Annotated in this window: 1 protein-coding gene; it reads left to right on the top strand. The window is 31.0% G+C overall.

Annotated features, from left to right (window positions below; all coding sequences use genetic code 11):
* The first annotated feature begins 314 nt into the window (after positions 1-314).
* Positions 315-764: a hypothetical protein gene (locus ACE01N_RS20450; RefSeq protein WP_380592930.1), complete on the top strand. Its 450-nt coding sequence runs from the start codon at positions 315-317 to the stop codon at positions 762-764.
* Positions 765-1,100 lie beyond the last annotated feature (336 nt).

The following is a 1,100-nucleotide window of genomic DNA, read 5'->3' as shown; positions in this document are numbered from 1 at the left end:
GCTGCAAGCACCTTTCGTCCTGACAGTTCCTATCCTATCGGACAGAAACTGCCACGACACCATACCGCGGGAACGTTGTGCGTCATGCTGTGCAATGCTCAAGAATACTGTTTTGTTGGAGTTACCCCAAAATTTAAACAATTTTTGGTATTGATAATATTCCATTATTTTTTTAAATTGACTTTAATTATTATAATATTATATATGCTATTTGTTACCTATTAGTTTTACTATAAAAAAATAATGACGATTTAGACCATTCAAAAAGTTTAGTATTATTTATTTAATGTTTCACTTCCTTAAATTTTAATATTATGAATTCAGCAAATGACAACAAAGAAATTAGAAATCAGCTAAAGAGTCTTGATGCTAAAGAAGTTATTTCGTTATTAATAGAAATCGAAACTGACCACAAAGAAGTTGATGAAATCAAATCATTTCTAAGTTCAAAAAGTATGCATTCCATTCGAACTGCTTTATTAGAGATGAATCTTGAAGTTGATCAATCGAAAATTAAAAAAGTACAAAAAGAGATTAGTAAGTTTGATAAGGATTCTATTAAACAAGCTTTCAGGGATACAATACTATCAGATCCCAGTTTTTCTGCTCTCTATTCTGAAGATTCAATCACTAGGACTTTAGAGTATCAATCAGACATGTTTCCTGTAGAAATTTTACATAAATTACCACAATGGATCATTGACGATTTAAAAAACCTCCGAATTATAGGCAGACATGGTGGAGGAGTTATAATTGATGGATGACCACAACCTCACTAGGCATTATTTTTATTGAAAATTTTATTCTATACTCTTAGAAACTGTTTAAAATTTATACAGTTTCTAAGTTGATTTAGTAGCTGTCATACTTAAAGTGCATCAAATGCCTGATGAATAATTCTAGTTATAAATCAATTAGATTAAAAGAAAAATATAAGAAAACAGGTTATAGAATGCACGAACGCACAACAATGTATATAAATCATTGCCACCCTGCGGGATGGCAACGTTTCATATACCCATCCGTTAGGTGCAAGCGTAAAAAATATCATTATGAAACTGACGAAATCTCAAATTAAAGAAATGGCCCAGAATCTTGAG

Source organism: Quyinboa ferrireducens (genome assembly GCF_042436675.1).
Classification (GTDB): Bacteria; Bacteroidota; Bacteroidia; order Bacteroidales; family UBA5342; genus JBHJHP01.
The sequence above is the reverse complement of the archived record's forward strand: the minus strand, read 5'-3'. Positions and strand labels throughout refer to the sequence as shown.

Excerpts from the sequence above, each read along its gene's own strand:
- ACE01N_RS20450 (WP_380592930.1), top strand. The coding sequence starts at position 315 with ATGAATTCAGCAAATGACAACAAAGAAATTAGAAATCAGCTAAAGAGT.